Source organism: Neisseria sp. KEM232 (genome assembly GCF_002237445.1).
Lineage (GTDB): Bacteria > Pseudomonadota > Gammaproteobacteria > Burkholderiales > Neisseriaceae > Neisseria.
Map to the genome: position 1 here is coordinate 528,120 of NZ_CP022527.1, position 17,874 is coordinate 545,993.

Below are 17,874 nucleotides of genomic sequence, written 5' to 3' on the forward strand. Positions count from 1 at the left end.
ATTTGACCTAAAAAAGGATAAAACATGAGTGCATCTCATTTGCGCGGTCTGCGCGGCCAGCTTGATCCGGTTTTGACCAATCTCGCACTGGGCTACAAGCAGGCGGATTTCATTGCCGAGAAAATCTTTCCGGTGGTGTTTACTGAAAAAGAAGGCGTGCGTGTGCCGGTGTTCGGCAAGGGTTCGTTTGTCGAGTATCAGACCGAACGTGCGGTCGGTGCGGCATCGAATGTGATTACGCTGGACTCGCCAAGCTTTATGCCGGTCGTGTTGGAAGAGCATGATTTGGCCGCCGGTGTGGATTACCGCGAACAAGCGGAATCCATGTACGACGAGCGCGCCAAAGCAACACGCCGCGCGGTCAAGGGCGTGCAGCTGCGTCAGGAAATCGAAACTGCCGCCCTCCTGCAAAACTCAGCGGCGTATCAGTCCGGTTTCAGCAAAGATTTGGCCTCCACCCAAAAATGGAGCGATAAAAACTCTGATCCGTTGGCAGACATCGAAACCGCCCGCGAAACGGTTCGCGCAGGCTGCGGTGTACGCCCGTCGGTACTGGTGGTCGGCGCAAGCGTGCTGTCGGCACTGAAACGCCACGAGAAACTTATCGGCGCGCTGGGTGCGAATGAGCGCAAGTCCCTGCTCACGGTCGAGCAGCTGAAAAACCTGCTGGAGTTGGACGACATCATCGTCGGAGAAGCGGCATCTACGCCTGCCGCCAATAAGGCCACCCAAGATATTTGGGGCAAATTCGCCAGCCTGATTGTGCGCCCGACTGCGGCTTCCGGCGGCAATGACGAGGGTGAGCCGAGCTTCGGTTATACCTTCCGCCGTCGCGGTATGCCGGTAGTCGACCGCTATGAAGAAGTCGGCGGCAAGGTGGAATACGCGCGCTATACCGACATCCGCAAAGCGGCGGTGGTCGGCGGTGCATGTGGTTTCTTGTTTGAAAACGCGGTTACTTGATAAGTAAAAGGTCGTCTGAAAGGCTTCAGACGACCTGTGGAGAGAAAAAATGTCTTTATTTTTAAAGCGTGAAGATTTGGTTGCGCGTATTGCCGACACTCGATACCACCGTGTTGAAGGTACGACTGCTACCGTATGTACTGTGATTTTGCATTCCGGGTTTGTGGTCATCGGCAAGTCTGCCTGTATTACTCCCGACATCTTTGATGAGGCAAAAGGCCGCGAATTTGCCTATGAGGATGCCCTCAAAAATTTGTTAGACCTCGAAGCGTACCGCGTCAAAGAAAATGCGCATGACGCGCAGGGAAAGGAGTCTTAAATGGCACAAACTAAACAAGTGGTCTTGGTAACCACGGTCAAAACATCAGGCAAGGTGGTCAAAAACCGCTTTGTGGATTTTGCAGGCAAACAGGCAGCCGCCGGCGTGAAAGTGCTGGGTACTGCTACTTTGGATGCGGATGCGGGCGAAATGTTGGCCGTTGATGTATTGGGTATCGCCTTGGTCGAGGCAGGCGGCGCGATTGCCGTGGGCGATGAAGTGGCAGCCGATGCTCAAGGCGCAGCAGTCAAGGCGGCAGGTAATGCCAAGATTGCCGGTACGGCGCGCTCTGCGGCAGGTGCAGCGGGCGAAATTATCCAAGTATTTCTGAAAGGCTGATCATGGCTAAAGTTTATATCGCAAACACCCCGTTGATTTTAGAAAACGAACAAGGCATCCAATTTCGCGTCGAAGCCGGCGAAGCGGTCGAATTGACGGCGGAGCAGTACGAATCGGTTGCGGCACACGTTACCCCGACACTGACAACCGGCGAAGAGTTGGATGCGCAACAGGTCGAGACCCCGACGCCTGCAGCAACACCGCCCGAAGACCCGCCGACAGAAACGCCGCCGGCCGGCGAGGAAGACAATAAGTCGAAACGCGGCCAAAAAGGGGAGTAATCCATGTATATCGGTGCGGATGATTTGACGGCCGCGATGGGCAAAACGGAGTTGGTGCAACTGACCAACGACAATGCGCGCGGGACGGAACCCGACGCTCAGGTCATTGAGTCGGCAGTGCGTTATGCCTGTGATTTGGTGGACGGATACCTGCGGGGCAGATATGTGCTGCCTTTGGCGGACACGCCGACGGTGTTACAGCCTTTATGCATCAACATCGCCCGCCATTTTTTACACAGCCGCCGAATCAACCGCGCCGACTTTCCGAAACCGCTGGAAACCGCCTACAACGCGACCATTAAGACGCTGGAAGCCATCCGCGACGGCAAAATCCACATCGGCATCGCCACATTGGACAAGCAGTCGCAACCCGAGCCGGGCGCATATCACGTCCGAGTGCGCGACAAAATGGATTTGGGAGGCTACTGATGAGCGCGACGCGTCCGATTATTGATGCGGTAGTAGAGCATTTACAGGCCGCTATCCCGTGGGTCAGCGTTGAGGCTTTCCCAGAGCGTCCGTCCGAATACCAATTTATCCATCCAGTCGGGGCAATCTTGGTCGGCTACGGCGGCAGTAAATTTGGCGATATTGAGCAACTCGGCCGTATTGCGCAGCAACGTGATGTCAGGCTGATGCTGACCATCTTTGGCAGCAGCCTTAATGCGGATGACGGCACGCTGGCGATTTTAGATGAGACACGTCTTGCTATGGTTGGTTTTGCGCCGCCGAACTGCCAGCCCTGCCACCTTATCAGCGAGGAGTTTTTGGCCGAGGATGCGGGTGCATGGCAGTATCAGCTGGTCTTGCAGGCTGAGACTCAACAGGTCGAAGTCTGCCGTGAAGAAAAACGCCCGCTCTTCACTGCTGCCCACTACCGCCGACCCGACCAAGACCTCAACCCCGATTTAAAACCTAAAAAATAGGAGTATCCATCATGGCAGCAGCCTACCATCACGGCACGGAGACCATCCGCATCGACGGCGGTTCCAACCCCGTCTATACCGTTGACGGCGCAATTACCGCCATCGTCGGCACTGCGCCGGTCTGCGCGGTCAATGAGCTGACGGTATGTCAAACTAAAAAAGACTTTGGCCAATTCGGCGGCGAGCTGACCGCTCAAGGCTTTACCCTGCCGGATGCCGCACACATTTGGACGCGCTACGGCAGCGGTGTTGCCTATGTCGTCAATGTTTGCGACCCCGCCAAACATAAGACAACCGTCAGCAATGAAGTATTGACGGTTGATCCTGACACCTTGACGGCCAAAACCGCCAAGCCCGCTTTGCAAAGCGGCTACACGCTGACGGACGGCAGTAATGCGCTGACCGAAAATACGCACTACACCATCAATACGCTGACCGGTGAGATTACCTACAAAACCAAGCCAACCGCCCCAAAAATCAGCTACACCTATACCGACCCGACGAAAGTGACCGAAGCCGACATCATCGGCGCGTATGTGGCGGCAACCGGCAAACGCACGGGGCTGGAACTATTGACCGAAGGCTTCACCCGCCGAGGCGCAGACGCGAAAATCATCGTCGTGCCGGAATACGACAAAACCGCCACCGTCCGAGGGGCGATGGAAGTCGTTGCCGGAAAGCTCAAAGCCATTGCCTATGCGGCCGCGCCGAAAGGCACGACATTGAGCAAGGCTTTGGAAGGACGCGGGCCGTTGGGCAGCATCAATTTCCAAACCTCGTCCGACCGTGTACAGCTCTTCTTCCCTTATGTGGCCGGTTTATTGGGTCTGGAAAGCCTCGCCACCCACGCCGCCGGCCTGCGCATGAAAACCGATGTAGAACAGGGCTACTGGTTCAGCATCTCCAACCGACCGCTCTTGGGTGTAACGGGGGTGGAAATCGGTCTGACCGCCCGTGCGGACGACCCGCAGTCCGAAACCAACCGTCTGAATGAAAAAGGCATTACGACTGTATTCAACAGCTATGGTACGGGCTATCGTATGTGGGGCAACCGCCTCGCCTGCTTCCCAACGACTTCGCATATCAAAAATTTCGAAGTGGCACAACGCACCGGCGACATCATCGACGAATCCATCCGCCGCGCAGAGCTGCAATATGTCGACCGTCCGATTGATGATGCGTTAATCGACAGTTTGATTGAGACGGTACGCACCTATTTGGGCACGCTGCCTTCCATCGTAGGTTTCTCGGTCGGTTTGGACTATGACTACGACCTGCCCGATGCGTTCAGCAAAGGTCAAGTGCCGATTGTTTACGACTACACGCCGAAGCTGCCGGCTGAGCGTCTGACCAATACCAGCGTGATGACCCGCAAGTATCTGGCCAATTTGGTATCGGCTAACTAAGGCCGTCTGAAAAGGAAAAAATATGTCTGCAATCAATGCAATCTACAATGCCAACGTCTATATCGACGGTAACAGCCTGTTGGGTAACGCTTCGGAATTCAAACTGCCTGAGTTTGAGTTCGGGCAGGACGAATACACCGGCTTAGGATTGGTCGGCACCATCAAACTGCCCAACGGTGTGGAAGCCCTTGAAGGTGAAGTCACTTGGAACAGCTTTTATCCCGAGGTGGCGAAAAAGGCATCCAACCCATTCAAGGCCGTGCAACTGATGGTACGCGGTAACCTGCAAACCTTTAATGCAGCAGGTTTGGCGGAAGAAGTTCCTATTGTTACCACGGTAACAGCAATGTTTTCAAAAAACGCCTTGGGCGGTTATAAGCCGAAGGAAAAGGCGGAATTCAGCTCAACCTACCAGGCAACAGAAGTCCGCCAAGTCGTCGGCGGTCGTGAAGTGCTGTACTACAACGCGTTCAAAAACATCTACCGCGTAGACGGTCAGGACGTTTTGAGCCAAATGCGTAAAAACATTGGTGCTTAATCTTTAAATCGGATTAAAAGCCGTTTCAGACGACCTTTGACACAATCACCGTATCTTTACCGATACGGTGATTTTTTATTTTTATAAACGTTTTGGAGATGGAAAATGAATGAAGCCAAGCAGTTGCAAGAAGATTTGGGTGTAAATACCGTTGTGAAACTGAAATATCCGGTCAGACTGGCGACGGGTCAGATGTTGGATCAGGTAACCGTCCGCCGTCTGTGTGTGGGTGATTTGCGCGCCGTCTCGCATCTGACGAATGAGGCAGAGCAGGAGCTGGCCCTGTTTGCCCGCATGACAGGCATGATTCCCGAAGACTTGGATTGCTTGGATTTGGTGGACTGGAAACAGTTGCAGGAAACGTTTCGCCGATTCACGGAATCCGACCAAAACAAATAGTCCACCTCTTTCAAAGTCTGAAGCGCAGCGGCAGTTGCTGTCTGCCGCTGCTGATTTGGCATGGTGGTTCGGTTGGAGCGTGTATGAGGTTTATACGCTGCCACTGGATGAATTTGAAGACTGGCAGAAAGAAGCAACCCGCCAAATGAAGGCGGGTTATCGAAGAGGCGGGATTTAGAATTTCAGAGCCGTGCCGTTCGCGGTGCGGCTTTTGATTTTGTCTTTAATAAATATTGTTGCAGCCGATAAACCGCCAACCAGCACTCCGACAATAAATGTAGGAATGAATCCGACAAGCAACCAAGCTATTGCCCCTAAAAAACATGCCAGCAGCAGAACGGGCAACATGACGGCAAGGTCGGCAGGCGTATTAGTTATAACAGCCCAAGCAATGCCCAGCATATAAACGGCAAACAGACCTTTTGCCGCCAGGTCGCTGACGCGGTCAAACACAGTTTCATATTTGCTGTTGATATACATGGCCATCCCTTTCTTTTATTGAACAAATTCTAAATTGCAGGCAGTCATATGGCAAGCGGTTTTTCTTTAGGCATTACCATCGGCGCATCGGTCGGCGGTGCAGTTGCCGGTATCAAATCAGTCAAGTCGTCTTTGGACGTTTTGGATAAAACAGTCAAAGGTCTGGCGGCACGGCAAAGCCTGCTTGGCGAAACGTTGCAAAATCCTCTACGGATGAGCCGCAAACGTGTTGGCGAACTTAGACGAGAATATGATCAGCTTGGTCAGACTATCGCCAAAATTAACCGCAAACGCAGCCTCGTTGCTGATTTGCAGCAGCAGAAACAGGCTCATTACGACCGCCGCCGTGCGATCAAAGACGAATTTTGGGGAGCAGCCGGAGCTGTAGCAGGGGTGGCATTCCCGGTGAAACTGGCCGTCGAATTTGAATCGGCAATGGCAGATGTCAAAAAGGTCGTTGATTTTGATACGCCCAAGCAGTTTAAGGAAATGGAACAGGACATCTTGCGCCTGACACGCACTATCCCTCTGGCAGGTGCAGAGCTGGCAAAAATCACTGCATCAGGCGGTCAGCTGGGCGTGGCACGCAAAGACTTGCTTAAATTCACAGAGACCATCGCCAAGATGTCGGTAGCGTTCGACATGGCTGCCGATCAGGCAGGCGACAGCATGGCAAAACTTGCCAATGTCTATCAGATACCAATCGACCAAATCGGCAAACTGGGCGATGCAGTCAATCATTTGTCCAACTCAAGCCCTGCCAAGGCGGGCGATATTATCAATACGCTCGGACGAGTGGGTGGCGTTGCCAAACAATTTGGATTGACCGAAATTCAGACGACCTCTTTATCCAATGCGTTTATCAGCCTCGGCAAAACGCCTGAAATTGCCGGTACGGCAATTAACGGTATGTTGACCAAATTGATGACTGCGGATAAGCAAGGCGCGAAATTCCAACAAGCCCTGAAAAATATGGGGATGGAATCAAAAGATTTGAAGAAAGCCATCAAGGAAAACGGCGAGCAGGCGTTGATGGATTTTTTGAAACAGGTCGGAAAACTGCCTAAAGAAAACCAAATGGGCGCACTGGTTGATTTGTTCGGGTTGGAATATGCCGATGATGTCGCGGTATTGGTTAGCGGGTTGGAGACCTATAAGAAATCAATCAATGAACTCAAAAAAACCTCAAAAGACGGTAAACCTGCGTTTATCGGCAGTATGGATAAAGAGTTTGCCGCCAGGTCTGCCACGACAGCAAACAACTGGCAAATCTTTAAAAATAGTTTGACGGAAATCGGTATCACAGCGGGCAGTGTATTGTTGCCCGCGCTCAATCAGCTGATGACGACCATCCGCCCGATTATAAACAGTTTTGCAGATTGGGCATCAAAAAATCCCGAAGTTGTATCCGCACTCGTGCATCTTGCGGCAGGGTTTGCGGCGTTGAAGGTCGGTGGGCTAATGTTCCGTTTTGTCGGGAATGAGTTGTCCGGGTTGATGGTGTCGTTCAGGCTTGCAAAAGCCTTGCTTGGCGTTGACTGGCTTGCCACTGTTATCAGGTTTAAATCAGGCATTGGTGCGCTGGCCCGTATTTTCGGTGTAGTAAAAACGGCGGCAACACTGTTGGGTAGTGGTCTGATGAGTCTGGGTAGATTTTTATTAATGTCGCCTATTGGCATTGCTTTAGCACTTCTTGGTGTTGCCGCTTATCTGCTTTATAAAAACTGGGATGGTGTAGTCGGTGGTGCAAAAGCATTGTGGCAGGATTTAAGTAATTTCATCGGCGGTGTAGTTAATTCCATAGCCTCTTTTTTCGGTACATGTTGGGAAAGCATCAAAGCATTTTTCAATAGCGGTATAGGCAATATCTCAGCTCAGATTATCAACTGGTCTCCATTAGGGTTGTTTTATCAGTCGTTTGCCTCTGTTATGTCTTGGTTCGGCGTACAGTTGCCGTCCAGCTTTACCCAGTTTGGTGCCAATATCATCCAGGGGCTGTGGAACGGTCTCAAATCAAAAATTGAATCGGTCAAAACTTGGTTTGCACAGCAGGCAGCATCTCTCAAGCAAACTTTTGCCGGTGTGATGGGCATTCATTCTCCCAGCCGCGTTTTCCGCCGTTTCGGTGGATGGATGATGGAAGGGCTGCAAATAGGTTTAGACAAAGGCGCGTCACGCCCAATCGCTTCGGTGGCCAATACGGCTGGTCGTCTGAAAAGCGGTTTTGCAGAGCATATGGGACAAATGGCGGCGCGGGTATCATCTGGCCGCGCTGCATTTGCGGACGCACGCAGCTCCCAGTCAACGGGTGGGATGACCATCAATTACAACCCGACCATCAATGCGCCGGGCGGTAATCCTCAGCAGATTGAGGCTGCACTGCAAATCGGTTTGCGTGAATTTGAGGCAATGTTCCGCCGTATGATGGACGACAAAGCACGGAGGGCTTATTGATGTATGCGATGTTGGGTGATGTGCGATTTGAGCTTTTAAACAGCTTCACATCGCTTGAGGCGGAACATTCGGCGAACTTTGCCAAGCATGAGGTCTTAAAAGGCCGTCCTCGCTTGCAGGCCTTGCAAAACGAACTGACGACGCTGCGTTTTTCTCTCAAGTTGCATTGGCGGCTGGGCAATCCCGATACGGCTTATAAGGGTCTGCTGTCGGCTTTGGAAGCGCAGCAGGCGGTGTCTTTGGTTTACGGTAGCGGCCGTTTTGTCGGATGGTTTGTGCTTGAGCGGCTGACGGAGCGCACGTTGATTCAGGACGCGCAAGGTCGGACGGCGGCGCGGGAATTGGATGTGGAGCTGACCCAGTTTGTCGGCGACCCGAATAACCCGCTCCCGACCCCGGCAGTCAAGTCGGGCGGGCAAAATCCGCTCCTGTCCTTATTGCCGGAGAGCGTGCAGGCAAAAGCGGGCAAATTGATTTCGGCGGTGGAAAAAGGTGTGAAAATTTACCGAGCAGCCGAAGCAGGCATCAGCGATATGCAGAATCTGATACAGGCTGCCAAAAATCTGAAAAACGACCCGTCAGGGGCATTAAACCTGTTGGGGGACGCACTCAATATCGGCGGCAGCACTTTAGGACGGCTCAATGCCTTGCCCGAAGTAACGGCGATTTTCGGCGACCTTAAAGACGCGGCTGAGTTTGCATTACAGGCAGGGCAAGCGGCCAACAGGCTGGGCGGTGCCGTCGGTGCATTGCGTGCCGGGTATGAGAGCGGCTCCGTCGGTGGCTGGCTGGATGCGGTCGGAAACGGTGTTGCCGAGGCATCTGATGCGATGGCAAACGGCTCTGCCGCCGCCCAGGCTTTGACCGGCTGGCTGGCGGCAAGAAAGGATAAATGATGAGTGCGGTAATACGCTACACCACTCAAGACGGCGACCGCTGGGATTTGATTGCGCACAAGCATTACGGCAATGCGCTGTTGATTGACGGCCTGATTGCGGCCAATCCTCACTTGCCGTTGGCGGAGGAGTTCGCCGGCGGTCTGACGGTCTTTGTCCCCGTGCTCGAAACCAAACCGAAGAACAACCAAGAGGAGCTGCCGTGGTGGATGCGTTAGGTGCGTTTTTAAAATCAAAAGGCCTTGACGGCGGCGGCAGCACTCATCCGGTTACCATGTCCGATTTTGTCCTGTCTTACGAAGACAAGGATATAACGGCAGATGTCGCGCCGTATCTGATTTCGTTTAGTTATACCGATTACCTTGAGGGGCAGTCGGACGAATTGCAGGTTGAGTTTGAGGATGCAGACGGACGCTGGCTGCGTAATTGGTACCCCGAGCAGGGCGATGCTTTATCTTTGAGCCTGGGAGACCAATTTACCGGGTTGTTGTCTTTTGGCAAATTTGAGATTGCCGAGATTGAGTACAACCATCCGCCGTCGACTGTCAGCCTGAAGGCCTTATCGACCGGGATTACCAAGTCCAGCCGCACTTTACGCGGTAAGGCGTATGAAAACACGACTCTGGCCGCCATTGTCCGTCAGGTGGCAGGCCGTCTGAAGCTGGAGGTAACGGGTACGGTCAAAAACATCCCCATCAAACGGGTGACGCAGTATCAGGAACGTGATATTGAGTTTTTGGCACGTTTGGCGCAGGAGTACGGCCACAGCTTTAAAATCGTCAGCAATAAGCTGGTCTTTGCCGATAACGCCGAACTAAAACAGCGTCCTGCCGTTGCCATATTGCTGCCCAAGGACATCATCCGTGTCCGCCTGCGCGATTTGATTAAGGGTGTGCCGTCCAAAGTAGATGTCAAAGGCTATGACCCGAAATCCAAACAGACCGTGTCGGCGAGCCGCAGCAGCAAATCAAGACGCGGCAAAGCCAAACACGGCAGCACGGGCGATACACTGCGTATCGTGCCGAATAAGGGTGAGAGTACCGCCCAATTAAACGCCAGGGCAGATGCCAAATTGGCGGATGCGCAGGACGACCAATGTGCAGGCACCGTTACACTGGTCGGCAATGCATTGTTGGTGGCAGGTCAAATGGTACGGCTTAAAGGATTCGGCAAGTTTTCGGGCAAATACCTGGTCAAGCAATCAAGACACGCTTTCACGCGCCACCGGGGCTGGACGACCGAATTGGAAATCAAAATGACGGAGTATGTCGCAGACGAGGAGCAGGCCGATGCAAATGCAAACTCAAACCCAAACCCAAACCCATGATTTTACGGCAACGTTGCAATTCGGCATTGTGTCGGCGATTGATGCGGCGTCGCACAGTTTGCGGGTAAAAATCCCCGTACTCGACGACATGGAAACCGATTGGCTGCCGATGGCGACACCGGCGGCGGGCGGCAACCGTTTTTACAGCCTCCCCGATGTGGGCGAACTGGTTGTCTGCCTGCTGGATGCGCGGGGTGAGACCGGCTGCGTTATCGGCGCGATTTACAATGCCGCCGACAAGCCGCCGGTATCCGACCAAAACAAATGGGTCAAACGGTTTACCAACGGCACGGTCATCTCGCATGATCGCAGTAGCGGCGAGGTGGTCGTTGAGACGCCGGGCAAAGTCAAAATCAAAGCGGCGAAAAAAGTGGACATCCAATCGCCGGAGACGGAAATCACGGGTAATGCGACGGTAAACGGGCTGTTGACCTATACCGCAGGTTTGACGGCCAGCAATGCCGGCGGCGGTGCAGCGGCAAATATAAAAGGTACAGTCAACATCACCGGCGACCTCATCGTCAACGGCATCAATATCGGCAAGCACATCCATGACGGCGATTCCGGCGGGCAAACCGGCGAGCCGAAAAATCATTAAACCGCATTAAAAGGCGTTTCAGACGACCTTCTCTACAATCCCTGTATCTATAAGCGATACAGGGATTTTTTAATGTTTTACGCCGCGCCTATTTCAAAACACTGGCAGCTCGCACCCGAAGGCTCGGGCGTGGTTCAGGGCGCGGACGATATCGACCAATGTATCCGCAATATCCTGTCCACCCGCAAAGGCGCGGACGTTACCCGTCCTGATTTCGGCTCCGACCATTACAAATGGCTGGACACGCCAGAAGACGTATTTGTCCCCAATATCGTGCGCGAAACCGTGCTGGCCATACAGACGTGGGAAAAGCGGGTAGCGGTTGAAAACGTCGTTTTCGGCGGGGCTGCACCGCATCTGACGATGACGGTTTATTGGTGCGTCGCCGATGAGGTGGCGGGCGAGATTTATACGACAGACATCAGATTGGAGCAGGCGGCATGGATTTGAACAAGCTAAAACGCGAGGACGTCAAAGTGGTTTCGGACGATCTGTCCGAAATCTTGGCGCAAACCATCGCCGATTATGAAGCCCGCAGCGGCAAAACCCTTCAGCCTGCCCATATCGAACGGCTGCTGATCAATACCTATGCCTACCGCGAGACATTGGCGCGCAAAGCGGTCAATGAAGCCTACCGCCAGCAGCACCCGCGCTTTGCCACAGGGCTGATGCTGGATTTGTGCGGCGACGACGTCAACACCCCGCGGCTTGAAGCCTCCGCCGCCCGTTGCACCATCCGTTTTACGTTGGCTGCCGGACAAGGCGGGACCGTTTTGATTGCACAAGGCACTCAGATTGCAGCCGGGGCAACCGTGTTTCAGACCACCTCGTCTGGCACGCTCTCCCCAGCCAGCCGCACTTTGGATTTGGAAGCGGCCTGCCTGCAGACGGGCGTATCCGGCAATGGTTTTTCTGCCGGACAAATCAACGCGCCCGTCAATCCGATTGACGGCGTATCGGCTGCCAACATCACGGTGTCGGCGGGCGGTGCGGCGGAAGAGTCTGACGATGCCTACCGCCGGCGCATCCTGCTCGCACCTGAGAGCTTCAGCGTTGCAGGCCCTGTCGGGGCCTACGAATATTTTGCCCGCCGGGTCAGCCCTGCTATTTGCGACGTCCATGTGGGCAATCTGCAAAGTTCCGACGGCGCGCCGATAGGCGGACAGGTTCGGGTAACGGTATTGACCAAGACCGGCCTGCCGTCATTGGAGTTGATTAACGAGGTGCAAAGAGCCTTGTCCGGGGAGCGCGTCCGTCCGCTGTGCGACACGGTAACCGTTGCGGCCCCGTCCGTAGTGGATTACACGCTGGATGTCGAGCTGGTTTTATTTACCGGGGCAAACACGGCCGAAGTGGTCGCTGCCGCAAAACAGGCATGGGCGGCATACGAGGCCGCCCGCCGCGAAAAACTGGGGTTGGACATCGTACCTTTGGATATCCAGTCCATCCTCAAAGTTGACGGTGTTTACAACGTCATCCTGAAAAAACCGACGTTGACTGTCATCAAGCCGGAGCAATGGTCGCGTTGTACCTCCATCAATATCGGCACGTCGTCCGAGACGGCGGAAGGGTAGTACATGGCCGAACTGACTTACGCCGAAATCATCGAACGCGACCAGCGTTATCGGATGCTGGCCGATTTGGGCTTGAGGATGAGCGACATTGACGCGGTAAAACTGATGCCGCGTTTGACGGAACTGGTCGCCCCCGAGCACTTGGAACTGTTGGCCGAGAGCCGCAGCATTTTGGGTGCCGACGGCTACTGGCTGGCCGAGAGCGACCAAACGCGCCGAAAACTGATTAAAGGCGCGTACCTGCTGCACCGCTACAAAGGCACGCCCTGGGCAATACGCGAGATTGTACGGCGGTTGGGATTCGGCGAAGTCGAAATTACCGAAGGCTATGGCAACAAACGGCATAACGGCGAAATCGTACGCAACGGCCGACATGCCTACGGCCACAGCGACCGCTGGGCGCACTACCGCATCACGATGCCTCATGCCATCACCAATGACCAGGCCGATCTGCTGCGGCACACCCTGAGTGCATTTGTACCGGCACGCTGCGTTTTGGCCGCACTCGATTACCAACATGCCGCCTTAAGGCACAACGGCCGCGCCTTGCGCGACGGCAAATTCAACAGAGGAACCGCATAAAGGAACTGACAGATGGCAAATTTAACCGAAACCAACCGCTGGGAAGCGGGCATCTACCAGCTGGAAACCTCCGACCCCGTGATGGGCGGCCCCAACGGCATCGACAACCGCGCACCGCGCGAACTGGCCAACCGTACCCTGTGGCTGAAAACCGAACTGGCCAAAGCCGTTGCCCAGATTGGCGCAAATAAAACCGAGGCGGCGCAGGCTTACGCCTTAAAAACCGGCCAAATCACCGCAGGGGCAGGCCTGACGGGCGGCGGCACGCTGGCGGCCAACCGCACCATCTCCCTGGGGCAGCCTGCCGACCTGACAGAAACCAGCGAGAGCGTGGCCGTCAGCAATACCCACAGCCACAAATTGCCCCGAGCCTCATCTACCGCACGCGGCATAGTCAGAGTGGCCAATACGCTGACCGGCACGGCGGCGGATGATGCCTTGTCGGCCGCGATGGGCAAAAAACTGGCCGATGAAAAGTTGGGCAATAGCGGCGACCAAACCATTGCCGACGGCACATTGACCGTCGGTCGAGCGAACACATGGAATAAAATTGGGGCTGTACTAGATAAGCCCTAAATTTCACACCACCGACGCAGCACTTTAAGCTGCTCGGAGGGTGTGCCAAAGTTAAAACGGAACTCGCATTCTTTCAAGAAAAGCGGGAAAGATTTACGGTCGATTCCATTGTATTTGCGCAGTACGCGCTTTGCCTGATTCCAGAAATTTTCAATGCCGTTGATATGGTTCTGTCTGTCGGCAAACAGCTTGCTGTGATTAATGGTGTGGGCGAATATCAAACGGCATCTGGGGAAAGTGATGTCCGGCTGTTTGTCTTTTGAGCAGGCTTTGTTGGATATTTTTTGTTTTGTTTGACTATATCGCGGGCTGCCTGCACGCGACCAAACGCTTTACGATTACGCGCTGGGCGCTTTGCGCCGCGCACAGTTGCGCCATAAAGAAGCAATCGCGCTGTATCGCGGCATTGTCGGGCGGCATCCCGATTTGGCCTATCCGCGTTTCGACTTGGGTGTGATGCTGTTTGAAGACCGGCAATACCGCGCCGCCGAAGCCGAGCTGCAACGCGCCCTGCCTGATTTGTCGCCCGAAATGCAGAATATTGCCGGCCGATATTTGGCCGCCGTCCGCGAGGCCGAAAGCTGGCAGCCCGATGTCTCGCTGCAATACGAGGCCACGGACAATGTGAACAATGCCGCCGACGCGCGTTTTATCGAAATCGACGGCAAAAGATGGCAGAAAACCGCCGACAGCCTGCCGCAGCGGGCACACGGGCTGCGTTACGGCGTATCTGTGTCGCGCGAAAAAAATCTCGGCGGACACCATTATGCCTACGCCAAACTGGGCGGCGACGGTGTCGCTTATTGGGACAGCCATGATTTCGACGAGCAGAGCCTGAACATTGCCGCAGGCTATAAAAACCATTCGGCGGCGCGCTCGTTCGGCCTTGTGCCGTTTGCCGAAACCAATTGGCTGGGCGGCAGCCGCTACAACCGCGCCGATGGGGTGCAGGCCGATTTTTCCCGCCGCTTCGGTGCGAAATGGCGCGTGATGCTGAATGCGGGATATGTCCGCAAACGCTATCGGGAGCCGCATATTGCAGAGCGCTACAACGGCAAAATGCCGCTGGCGGGAGTAACGCTGATGTATGCCGCGCCAAAGGGCTGGCTGCTTTACGGCGGCGCGGACTGGTCGCACGATCTGACGCGCGAAACTGAGCAGGCTTCGATACGCAAAGGCATCCGCATCGGTACGGCGAAAACCTTTTCAGACGGCTTGGGCATCCGCGCCAATCTGCGCTATACGCGCCGCAGTTTTGACGGCGACGGTTCGCTGGTTTACCTTTTTCCCCGTAAAGACCGCGAATTTCAGGCTCATGTTTCGCTGTGGCACGGAAAGATTTCATGGAAAGGCTTCACGCCGCGCTTGAATTTCCGCTATCTGCATATCGGCAGCAATATGCCTGCGTTTTATTCGCGCAAAAATGCGCAGTGGTTTGTCAGCGTGGAAAAGTCGTTTTGAGTGTTTAAAGGCCGTCTGAAAACTGGAATATTGGTTTTCAGACGGCCTTTTGCCGTTGGTAATGCGGTTTCGCTGTATCGGGCGGACACCGATGGAAGGCGTGCCGCCACGATGCCGCCGTTTGTATCAGTAGGCCGTCTGAAAATGTTTCAGACGGCCTCCTTGTCTTGCTGTGCCTGTTTACAAATCGAATGCGGCGTTGATGAGGCGCTGCGTGTATTCGGTTTGCGGGTTGCTGAAAATCTGTTCCGACGTACCGTATTCGACCATTTCGCCTTGGCGCATGACGATGACGTTGTTGCTGACGGCGCGCACGACGGAGAGGTCGTGGCTGATGAACATATAGGTCAGGCCGTATTTGTCTTGCAGGCCGCACAAGAGTTCGACGACTTTGACCTGCACGGAGCGGTCGAGGGCGGAGGTGGGTTCGTCCAGGAGGATGAACTTCGGCCGCAGGATGACGGCGCGGGCGATGGCGATGCGCTGACGCTGGCCGCCGGAAAATTCGTGCGGGTAGCGGTTGAGGGCGGAGGTGGGCAGGGAAACTTCTTCGAGCACTTCCAGCACGCGTTCGATGCGCTCTTTTTTCGACAGCTGCGGCTGGTGGATGCTCAGACCTTCGCCGACGATTTCGCCGACGGTGAGGCGCGGCGAGAGTGAGCCGTAGGGATCTTGGAAGACGATTTGCCGTTCGGCTTGCAGACGGCGTGTTTCTTCTTTGGACAGGTTTTGCAAATCGCGGCCTTCGAAGGAGATTTGGCCGGTGTAGGGCAGCATCTGCATCACGGCTTTGCCGAAGGTGGATTTGCCCGAGCCGGATTCGCCGACGATGCCGAGGGTTTCGCCGCAGCGTACGCGCACGTCTATGCCTTTGACGGCGTCGAACACTTTTTTCGGTTTGCCGAAGAAGGTTTTTTCCAGCGTGAAGCGCACGCGCACGTCTTTGGCGTCGATCAGCAGGTCGGGATCGCCCTGCACGGGTTCGCGTACGCCGGTGGGAATGGCGTTGATGAGTTCGACGGTGTAGTCGTGTTTGGGTTCGGCAAAAACCTGTTTGATTTTGCCGCGTTCGACGATTTCGCCGTTACGCATGACGCAGACGGTTTCGGAGTAGTGTTCGGCCAAGCCCAAGTCGTGGGTGATGAAGATGATGGCCATGCCCATCTGTTTTTGCAGATCGTGCAACAGGTCGAGGATTTCGGCCTGAATGGTGACGTCGAGGGCGGTGGTCGGTTCGTCGGCAATCAGGAGGTCGGGGCTGTTGATGAGCGCCATGGCAATCATGATGCGCTGGAGCTGGCCGCCGGAAAATTCGTGCGGATATTGTTTCAGACGGCGTTCGGCTTCGCGGATGCCGACGCGTTCGAGCAGTTCGAGGATGCGTTTGCGCGCTTCGGCTTTGCTCCATCCTTTGTTGTGCAGGAGCGCGGTTTCCATGAGCTGTTTGCCGATACGCATAAAGGGATTGAGCGAGGTCATCGGCTCTTGGAATATGACGCTGATGCGGCCGCCGCGCAGGTTGCGCAGGGTTTTTTCGCCGGCATCGAGGATGGATGTGCCGTCGAAGACGATGCGCGAGCCGCTGCCGTAGCGGGTGAGCTTTTCGGGCAGAAGGCGCATGATGGACATGGAGGTGACGGATTTGCCCGAGCCGGATTCGCCGACGAGGGCGAGGGTTTCGCCTTTGGCGACTTTGAAGCTGACGCCGCGCACGGCGTGGACGGTGTGGTTGTGCAGGTCGAAATAGACGTTGAGGTTTTCTACCGTCAGCAGGTTTTCTTTGTTTTCGTTCATCGTGTGTTTCCTTTGCGGCTGCGGATTATCTGTCTTTCGGGTCGAGCGCGTCGCGCAGGCCGTCGCCGATGAAGTTGAAGCAGAAGAGGGTGGTGACGAGGAAGAAACTGGGTACGAGCAGCTGCCAGGGGGCGGTTTCGATGGTGAGCGCGCCCTCTTGCAGCATCGAGCCCCAGCTGGTCATCGGCTCCTGCACGCCCAAGCCGAGGAAGCTGAGGAAGGATTCGTACATAATCATGCCGGGCACGAGCAGGGAGGCGTACACCATCACCACGCCCAAGACGTTGGGGATGATGTGGCGGACGACGATTTTGCGCCGCGACAGGCCGCTGACGCGGGCGGCTTCGACGAATTCTTTGTGTTTCAGGCTCAGGGTCTGGCCGCGCACGATGCGGGCGACGTCCAGCCACGACACCAGGCCGACGGCGGCGAAAATCAGGATGAGGTTGCGGCCGAAGAAGGTGGTGAGCAGGATAACGAAGAACATGAAGGGGAAGGCGTTGAGGATTTCGAGAAAACGCATCATCAGCGAGTCGATTTTGCCGCCGAAGAAGCCGGCCAGCGCGCCGTAGAGCGTGCCGATGACGACGGCAACCAGCGCACCCGACAGGCCGACGAGCAGCGAAATGCGGCCGCCGACTGCGGCGCGCGAGAGCAGGTCGCGGCCGAGGGAGTCGGTGCCGAGGAAGTGTTTGTCGGCAAAGGCGGGCGGCGAGGACATGGCGTCCCAGTCGGTGAAATCGTAGGTGTAGGGCGCGATAAGCGGCACGAAAATGACGAACAGGGTGATCAGGACGAGTACGACGATGCTGTAAAACGCGGCTTTGTTTTTGCGGAAACGGCGCCATGCGTCCTGCCACAGGCTGCTGCCTTCGATCGGAGCGCTTGCGGCGGCCGAGGCCAAGGCTTCGGCGGTTTTTTTCTTAAATATCATGTTTGTGTCTCTCAATGTCCGGCCGCG

General features: G+C 55.2%; 22 protein-coding genes and 3 pseudogenes. 21 read left to right on the plus strand and 4 right to left on the minus strand.

The features are described from left to right. Window positions 1-24: 24 nt before the first annotated feature. From CGZ77_RS02575 to CGZ77_RS02620, 10 genes are all read left to right on the plus strand, one after another. Entirely contained in the window at window positions 25-963 is a 939-nt protein-coding gene (locus CGZ77_RS02575; RefSeq protein WP_009426295.1) for a major capsid protein, read from the plus strand. 49 nt (window positions 964-1,012) lie between these two features. Further along, entirely contained in the window at window positions 1,013-1,282 is a 270-nt protein-coding gene (locus CGZ77_RS02580; protein ID WP_009426296.1) for a Gp49 family protein, read from the plus strand. After that, the gene (locus CGZ77_RS02585) at window positions 1,283-1,621 is read left to right on the plus strand and encodes a capsid cement protein (RefSeq protein ID WP_009426297.1); all 339 of its coding nucleotides are present in this window, start codon (window positions 1,283-1,285) and stop codon (window positions 1,619-1,621) included. Window positions 1,622-1,623: 2 nt separating this feature from the next. Further along, window positions 1,624-1,902, plus strand: a complete 279-nt coding sequence (locus tag CGZ77_RS02590) for a hypothetical protein (RefSeq protein WP_009426298.1) — start codon at window positions 1,624-1,626, stop codon at window positions 1,900-1,902. A 3-nt stretch (window positions 1,903-1,905) separates the two neighbouring features. Then, complete coding sequence (locus CGZ77_RS02595; RefSeq protein WP_009426299.1) at window positions 1,906-2,331, plus strand: gp436 family protein; 426 nt, start codon at window positions 1,906-1,908, stop codon at window positions 2,329-2,331. Beyond that, window positions 2,331-2,828, plus strand: a complete 498-nt coding sequence (locus tag CGZ77_RS02600) for a Gp37 family protein (protein WP_009426300.1) — start codon at window positions 2,331-2,333, stop codon at window positions 2,826-2,828. The genes CGZ77_RS02595 and CGZ77_RS02600 overlap by 1 nt, the downstream gene beginning before the upstream one ends. Before the next feature lie 11 nt (window positions 2,829-2,839). Beyond that, window positions 2,840-4,234, plus strand: coding sequence for a phage tail sheath subtilisin-like domain-containing protein (locus CGZ77_RS02605; protein WP_094030882.1), 1,395 nt, complete (start codon window positions 2,840-2,842; stop codon window positions 4,232-4,234). A gap of 22 nt (window positions 4,235-4,256) precedes the next feature. Then, window positions 4,257-4,772, plus strand: a complete 516-nt coding sequence (locus CGZ77_RS02610) for a phage major tail tube protein (RefSeq protein ID WP_009426595.1) — start codon at window positions 4,257-4,259, stop codon at window positions 4,770-4,772. 105 nt (window positions 4,773-4,877) lie between these two features. Beyond that, on the plus strand, window positions 4,878-5,171 hold the full coding sequence (locus CGZ77_RS02615; protein ID WP_009426596.1) for a phage tail assembly protein: 294 nt from the start codon (window positions 4,878-4,880) through the stop codon (window positions 5,169-5,171). Window positions 5,172-5,226: 55 nt separating this feature from the next. Continuing rightward, complete coding sequence (locus tag CGZ77_RS02620; protein WP_255351479.1) at window positions 5,227-5,349, plus strand: GpE family phage tail protein; 123 nt, start codon at window positions 5,227-5,229, stop codon at window positions 5,347-5,349. Here CGZ77_RS02620 and CGZ77_RS02625 read toward each other — a convergent pair. Then, on the minus strand, window positions 5,346-5,651 hold the full coding sequence (locus CGZ77_RS02625) for a trehalose-6-phosphate synthase (RefSeq protein ID WP_157058137.1): 306 nt from the start codon (window positions 5,649-5,651) through the stop codon (window positions 5,346-5,348). The genes CGZ77_RS02620 and CGZ77_RS02625 overlap by 4 nt on opposite strands. A 48-nt stretch (window positions 5,652-5,699) precedes the next feature. Between CGZ77_RS02625 and CGZ77_RS02630 the strand changes: the two genes are divergently transcribed. From CGZ77_RS02630 to CGZ77_RS02670, 9 genes are all read left to right on the plus strand, one after another. Continuing rightward, entirely contained in the window at window positions 5,700-8,105 is a 2,406-nt protein-coding gene (locus tag CGZ77_RS02630) for a phage tail tape measure protein (RefSeq protein ID WP_009426599.1), read from the plus strand. Continuing rightward, window positions 8,105-9,001: a phage tail protein gene (locus tag CGZ77_RS02635; protein WP_094030883.1), complete on the plus strand. Its 897-nt coding sequence runs from the start codon at window positions 8,105-8,107 to the stop codon at window positions 8,999-9,001. The genes CGZ77_RS02630 and CGZ77_RS02635 overlap by 1 nt, the downstream gene beginning before the upstream one ends. Then, window positions 8,998-9,219 carry a tail protein X gene (locus CGZ77_RS02640; protein WP_094030884.1) on the plus strand — a complete coding sequence of 74 codons (222 nt, stop codon included), beginning with the start codon at window positions 8,998-9,000 and terminating at the stop codon, window positions 9,217-9,219. Before CGZ77_RS02635 ends, CGZ77_RS02640 begins: the two co-directional genes overlap by 4 nt. After that, a complete protein-coding gene (locus CGZ77_RS02645) occupies window positions 9,207-10,328 on the plus strand; it encodes a phage late control D family protein (RefSeq protein WP_094031206.1) in 1,122 nt (373 codons plus the stop codon). Before CGZ77_RS02640 ends, CGZ77_RS02645 begins: the two co-directional genes overlap by 13 nt. After that, the gene (locus tag CGZ77_RS02650; protein WP_094031207.1) at window positions 10,297-10,926 is read left to right on the plus strand and encodes a phage baseplate assembly protein V; all 630 of its coding nucleotides are present in this window, start codon (window positions 10,297-10,299) and stop codon (window positions 10,924-10,926) included. Before CGZ77_RS02645 ends, CGZ77_RS02650 begins: the two co-directional genes overlap by 32 nt. A gap of 72 nt (window positions 10,927-10,998) precedes the next feature. Then, complete coding sequence (locus CGZ77_RS02655) at window positions 10,999-11,376, plus strand: GPW/gp25 family protein (RefSeq protein ID WP_036496892.1); 378 nt, start codon at window positions 10,999-11,001, stop codon at window positions 11,374-11,376. Beyond that, window positions 11,367-12,500, plus strand: a complete 1,134-nt coding sequence (locus tag CGZ77_RS02660) for a baseplate J/gp47 family protein (protein ID WP_009427644.1) — start codon at window positions 11,367-11,369, stop codon at window positions 12,498-12,500. Before CGZ77_RS02655 ends, CGZ77_RS02660 begins: the two co-directional genes overlap by 10 nt. A 3-nt stretch (window positions 12,501-12,503) precedes the next feature. Then, window positions 12,504-13,082, plus strand: a complete 579-nt coding sequence (locus CGZ77_RS02665) for a phage tail protein (RefSeq protein ID WP_094030885.1) — start codon at window positions 12,504-12,506, stop codon at window positions 13,080-13,082. A gap of 12 nt (window positions 13,083-13,094) precedes the next feature. After that, window positions 13,095-13,658, plus strand: coding sequence for a hypothetical protein (locus tag CGZ77_RS02670; RefSeq protein WP_094030886.1), 564 nt, complete (start codon window positions 13,095-13,097; stop codon window positions 13,656-13,658). Here CGZ77_RS02670 and CGZ77_RS02675 read toward each other — a convergent pair. Further along, window positions 13,655-13,867, minus strand: a pseudogene (locus CGZ77_RS02675) (transposase); the annotation flags it as partial. The gene CGZ77_RS02670 and the pseudogene CGZ77_RS02675 sit on opposite strands and share 4 nt — an antisense overlap. Between CGZ77_RS02675 and CGZ77_RS12670 the strand changes: the two are divergent. Then, window positions 13,863-13,955 (plus strand): annotated as a pseudogene (locus CGZ77_RS12670) (IS630 family transposase); the annotation flags it as partial. The pseudogenes CGZ77_RS02675 and CGZ77_RS12670 overlap by 5 nt on opposite strands. A gap of 3 nt (window positions 13,956-13,958) precedes the next feature. Further along, window positions 13,959-15,119: pseudogene (locus tag CGZ77_RS02680) on the plus strand (surface lipoprotein assembly modifier); the annotation flags it as partial. Window positions 15,120-15,299: 180 nt separating this feature from the next. Here the strand turns inward: CGZ77_RS02680 and CGZ77_RS02685 are convergent. Together CGZ77_RS02685 and oppC are read right to left on the minus strand one after the other, a co-directional pair. Further along, window positions 15,300-16,913, minus strand: coding sequence for an ABC transporter ATP-binding protein (locus CGZ77_RS02685; RefSeq protein ID WP_094030887.1), 1,614 nt, complete (start codon window positions 16,911-16,913; stop codon window positions 15,300-15,302). 25 nt (window positions 16,914-16,938) lie between these two features. After that, entirely contained in the window at window positions 16,939-17,847 is a 909-nt protein-coding gene (oppC, locus tag CGZ77_RS02690) for an oligopeptide ABC transporter permease OppC (protein WP_009425765.1), read from the minus strand. Between the last annotated feature and the right edge of the window lie 27 nt (window positions 17,848-17,874).

What these genes read in the sequence shown, in the direction of transcription:
- CGZ77_RS02605 (WP_094030882.1), top strand. Translation starts at nt 2,840, where the DNA reads ATGGCAGCAGCCTACCATCACGGCACGGAGACCATCCGCATCGACGGC.
- CGZ77_RS02625 (WP_157058137.1), bottom strand. Translation starts at nt 5,651, where the DNA reads ATGTATATCAACAGCAAATATGAAACTGTGTTTGACCGCGTCAGCGAC.
- CGZ77_RS02685 (WP_094030887.1), bottom strand. Translation starts at nt 16,913, where the DNA reads ATGAACGAAAACAAAGAAAACCTGCTGACGGTAGAAAACCTCAACGTC.
- CGZ77_RS02600 (WP_009426300.1), top strand. Translation starts at nt 2,331, where the DNA reads ATGAGCGCGACGCGTCCGATTATTGATGCGGTAGTAGAGCATTTACAG.
- CGZ77_RS02610 (WP_009426595.1), top strand. Translation starts at nt 4,257, where the DNA reads ATGTCTGCAATCAATGCAATCTACAATGCCAACGTCTATATCGACGGT.
- CGZ77_RS02575 (WP_009426295.1), top strand. Translation starts at nt 25, where the DNA reads ATGAGTGCATCTCATTTGCGCGGTCTGCGCGGCCAGCTTGATCCGGTT.
- CGZ77_RS02630 (WP_009426599.1), top strand. Translation starts at nt 5,700, where the DNA reads ATGGCAAGCGGTTTTTCTTTAGGCATTACCATCGGCGCATCGGTCGGC.
- CGZ77_RS02640 (WP_094030884.1), top strand. Translation starts at nt 8,998, where the DNA reads ATGATGAGTGCGGTAATACGCTACACCACTCAAGACGGCGACCGCTGG.
- CGZ77_RS02670 (WP_094030886.1), top strand. Translation starts at nt 13,095, where the DNA reads ATGGCAAATTTAACCGAAACCAACCGCTGGGAAGCGGGCATCTACCAG.
- CGZ77_RS02595 (WP_009426299.1), top strand. Translation starts at nt 1,906, where the DNA reads ATGTATATCGGTGCGGATGATTTGACGGCCGCGATGGGCAAAACGGAG.
- CGZ77_RS02590 (WP_009426298.1), top strand. Translation starts at nt 1,624, where the DNA reads ATGGCTAAAGTTTATATCGCAAACACCCCGTTGATTTTAGAAAACGAA.
- CGZ77_RS02580 (WP_009426296.1), top strand. Translation starts at nt 1,013, where the DNA reads ATGTCTTTATTTTTAAAGCGTGAAGATTTGGTTGCGCGTATTGCCGAC.
- CGZ77_RS02660 (WP_009427644.1), top strand. Translation starts at nt 11,367, where the DNA reads ATGGATTTGAACAAGCTAAAACGCGAGGACGTCAAAGTGGTTTCGGAC.
- CGZ77_RS02585 (WP_009426297.1), top strand. Translation starts at nt 1,283, where the DNA reads ATGGCACAAACTAAACAAGTGGTCTTGGTAACCACGGTCAAAACATCA.
- oppC (WP_009425765.1), bottom strand. Translation starts at nt 17,847, where the DNA reads ATGATATTTAAGAAAAAAACCGCCGAAGCCTTGGCCTCGGCCGCCGCA.
- CGZ77_RS02665 (WP_094030885.1), top strand. Translation starts at nt 12,504, where the DNA reads ATGGCCGAACTGACTTACGCCGAAATCATCGAACGCGACCAGCGTTAT.
- CGZ77_RS02655 (WP_036496892.1), top strand. Translation starts at nt 10,999, where the DNA reads ATGTTTTACGCCGCGCCTATTTCAAAACACTGGCAGCTCGCACCCGAA.
- CGZ77_RS02635 (WP_094030883.1), top strand. Translation starts at nt 8,105, where the DNA reads ATGTATGCGATGTTGGGTGATGTGCGATTTGAGCTTTTAAACAGCTTC.
- CGZ77_RS02615 (WP_009426596.1), top strand. Translation starts at nt 4,878, where the DNA reads ATGAATGAAGCCAAGCAGTTGCAAGAAGATTTGGGTGTAAATACCGTT.
- CGZ77_RS02650 (WP_094031207.1), top strand. Translation starts at nt 10,297, where the DNA reads ATGCAAACTCAAACCCAAACCCAAACCCATGATTTTACGGCAACGTTG.